The following is a 3,729-nucleotide window of genomic DNA, read 5'->3' on the forward strand; positions in this document are numbered from 1 at the left end:
GTGCAGGAGGCTGAGACGTGTCATTCAGTCAGATCTTTTTTGGGTGGGGCGGGGAGTGTGGTGGGGATTGCGGCTGTGGAGGGGGTGAGGTAGGCGGCACGGCTGTCTGTGGCGATGAGGACGCAGTCGGAGGCGGGGGCACCGTCGGTTTTCCTGGGGTCGATGGTGTGGATGCCGTCTTTGCGTCGTCCGATGTAGAGCAGGGAGCCGTCAGTCGGGTCCATGAGCCAGAGGTCTTTCTCGCGGCCTGAGATGCGGCCGAGGTCGAGGGTCATGGGACGCGAGGTGTGGTTGTAGACCATCAGCCAGTCTGAGCCGCAGGTTGCGAGGAGACGGTCGTAGCGCAGGCCGTTGTTGCGGACAACGAGGCTGTCGGCCACGCGGTCGAAGTAGGGGAAGGCGAGCATCAGGTGTTTGAGGTGTTTCATCTGGCCGCGGCCCGGATCTGACATGGCTTTCCACCATGGTTTTGCCTCGCCGTCGGCGAAGTAGGCGCCGTTTACTCCTGGACGGACGAACTGCATGATGGCGTTGTGGCCGTAGGTGTGGCCGCAGGAGCCTGCGAATACCGACCAGTAGGCATAGCGGCGTACATCGAGATCGTTCCAGCGGGGTTCGAGGTCGGAGTGGAGTCCCTGAGGGATGTCCTCATAGCTCGGCTCGCCGTCGAGGACGGGTTTGAGAGGGGAGTGGACAGTGGCAGAGTCGACATACATCCAGACATCTTCCTCGGTGCCGTCGGGGATGGGGTAGTCCTTGTTGCCCATCCGCTGGTTGTAGCGTCGGTGACCGCTCTGGAACATGTTGAAGTCAAGCCAGTGACGGTTGTTGAACCATCGGGCCGAGGTGGTGCGTCCGCGGGGATGGAATGTCATCAGGTGGTCCGGGTCGATGGCGCGGATCGACTCTGCGAGAGCGTCCCACTCGGCAGTCTTGATGTTGCCCTGTATGTCACCGCCGATCATCCAGATGATGTTGGGGCGCTTGCCATAGCGTCGGGCAAGGAATTCGCCGTAGGCCTTGGCCTGGTCGCAGTCCATGAGTCCGGCCTTGACGAGTCCGCCCCAGATGCAGACCATGCCGATGTAGATGCCTTCACGCTCGGCGAGGTCGACGATGTAGTCGAGGTGGTCCCAGTAGCCGTAGCCGGGGATTGAGTCGATGGCCGCAAGGTTCCATCCGTCGGGGTGGGAGATGGCCCCGTAGGCGTTGAACGTGGGGACCCCGTTGATCACCTGGATCTGGACCACGTTGTAGCCGTCGGCCGCAGAGCGCCGCAGATAATAGGCCGCTTCGTCACGGTCGAGGCGTTCGGGCAGGAGCCAGCCGGTGTCGCCCAGCCAGAAGAAAGGGGTGCCGTCGGAGTGGCAGAGAAAACGATTGTTGTCGGAGACGCGCAGTGGGCCGTGGGACCAGGGGCGCGGGGCAGCTGTGGCTGAAAGCACTGTGGCACAGAGACAGATGGCTGTGAAAAGACGCAGAAAGACGTTGCGCAGGGGTTGGATCATGATATCAGAGCGTTGGGTTAAAGCATAGTGACGGTCGGAGACCGGAGCGCCGCAAAGGAGCGGTGGAAACGGGAGAGTCGAAAGTGCAAAATTACGTAATAAATCGGCTCGTAACGGCAGGTAGTGGTGGAGTTTAGAAGATTTAACAAATCAACAGGGCAATTCGATTGTATATATAGATAAAATCATTACCTTTGCGCCCACAAAAAACGAAATATACACATAAACACTTCACAACCATGTACTGGACACTCGAATTAGCATCAAAACTTGAAGACGCACCCTGGCCCGCAACCAAGGAGGAACTGATAGATTACGCCATGCGTTCCGGCGCACCTATGGAAGTCATCGAAAACCTTCAGGAGATGGAGGACGAAGGCGACACCTACGAATGTATCGAAGACATCTGGCCCGACTATCCCCAGAAAGAAGACTTCTTCTTCAATGAGGAGGAATATTGATTGAAAATAAGCCGAATTTGCGGCGTAAATATTTGAAATACAAGCGATTGATAAGTGGAGTGATAAACTTATCAATCGCTTTTTATATGCTTTTCAACGAAGGGTATATTCTGTACTTATATATTTTTACTTTGATGTGCTGTATTTTTGCATATATTGAATCTTAACTTTGTGCAATAATAGAGGTCGTTTAATAATAATAGTTAAAATCTGAGCGAAAGTATTGTTTTTTCTTCTGTCAATAATTTCATCTTTCAATAGTTTAAAATTACCTTAGCCTTGGTGTCTCTTTTGCTAAATTGTTGAAATTCGTCAGTCGCATAGCTCGCTATGCTCCTTTCTCATTTACAACAATTTATCTAAAAGATACACCACTCAGATTTTAACTCTTGTTTTTAAACAACCTCTAATTCTACCATGATGAAACATCAGACGATATCTATACGCAATCTGTCTGGATATCAGAATTTATGAGTAATTTTGTACAATGAAACCGAAGGAAGAAAAATCAAGATACAAGATTGAATCGGTCACAATTTGCGACCGGTTGGATATGCCGGTGCGTATTGAGTCTCTCATACATATAATTAGAGACCAACAGGTGATGCTTGATGCTGATTTAGCAAGACTTTATGGTGTGGAAACTAAGGTCCTGAATCAGGCTGTTAAGCGTAATATTCAGCGCTTTCCAGAGGATTTTATGTTTCAGTTGAGCAAAGATGAATGTTTGAGGTCACAATTTGTGACCTCAAACGGAGGTAGAGGTGGATCGCGCTACATGCCTTATGCTTTTACTGAAAATGGAGTGGCAATGCTTAGCGGTATATTACGCTCTGACAAGGCTATTGAGGTCAATATCAACATTATGCGTGCATTTTCCGCCATGCGTAATTTTTTGATGAATAACGCCGCTATCTTTCAGCGCATGGATCAGTTGGAAATGAAACAAATGAAGACTGATGAGAAGGTTGACGCGATTCTTGACAAGCTTGGAGAGAATGAGAAACCCAAGGAAGGAGTCTTTTTCAACGGGCAGATTTTTGATGCTTACGTACTGATAGCTGATCTTATCCGTCAGGCGAAGACCCGAATAGTGGTTATTGACAATTATATTGATGATTCCGTATTGGTTCAGTTGTCCAAACGTCAGCCGGGAGTGACGGTTGACATTTATGACGGGCAGATTTCCAACCAGCTCCGTCAGGATGTGGAGAAACATAATAAACAGTATCCGGGTGTGACTCTACACAAATATACCAAGGCTCACGATCGTTTCGTGATTATTGATGAAACCGTCTATCATATTGGAGCATCTCTTAAAGACCTCGGCAATAAACTGTTTGCATTCTCCAGAATGGAGGTGATGACCGGTTCGGAACTATTGGCCGGGTTATGATATTATAATTTGCCTTTTATCGTCTTTCATTGCCTGATTCCTGTAAAAATTAAGCAAGTTGCTGAAATATAAGTTTGATTCTTTTCTTCAATGAGGAGGAGTATTAAAGCTTGATAAAATCTTAAATAGCACAAAATAAAGGCGTTGTACATCAAATAAAAGATGTCGACGCTTTTTTTAGTTCCATTTTATATATTTGAGATACGGTATAAACATTGTAAAATAACGTGAGTTCGATATAAGCAATAGACCATTCAACAATAAAACAATCAGCCATTTAGATTTGCACTAAATGGCTGATTTTCTTGGTATTCTCGCGAAAAATCCGTAAATTTATAGTACCTAATTACAAGATTTACAAGAA

The 3,729-nt window shown here is 48.1% G+C and carries 3 protein-coding genes; 2 read left to right on the plus strand and 1 reads right to left on the minus strand.

The features are described from left to right. Positions 1–20 precede the first annotated feature (20 nt). Complete coding sequence (locus K2H17_RS07875; protein ID WP_300133497.1) at positions 21–1,508, minus strand: glycoside hydrolase family 140 protein; 1,488 nt, start codon at positions 1,506–1,508, stop codon at positions 21–23. A gap of 239 nt (positions 1,509–1,747) precedes the next feature. On the opposite strand from K2H17_RS07875, the gene K2H17_RS07880 reads away from it, so the two are divergent. Together K2H17_RS07880 and K2H17_RS07885 are read left to right on the plus strand one after the other, a co-directional pair. After that, positions 1,748–1,969, plus strand: coding sequence for a DUF2795 domain-containing protein (locus K2H17_RS07880; protein ID WP_297071017.1), 222 nt, complete (start codon positions 1,748–1,750; stop codon positions 1,967–1,969). A gap of 487 nt (positions 1,970–2,456) precedes the next feature. Next, entirely contained in the window at positions 2,457–3,365 is a 909-nt protein-coding gene (locus tag K2H17_RS07885; RefSeq protein WP_300133500.1) for an ORF6N domain-containing protein, read from the plus strand. Positions 3,366–3,729 lie beyond the last annotated feature (364 nt).

Source organism: Duncaniella sp., assembly GCF_029054785.1.
GTDB lineage: Bacteria > Bacteroidota > Bacteroidia > Bacteroidales > Muribaculaceae > Duncaniella.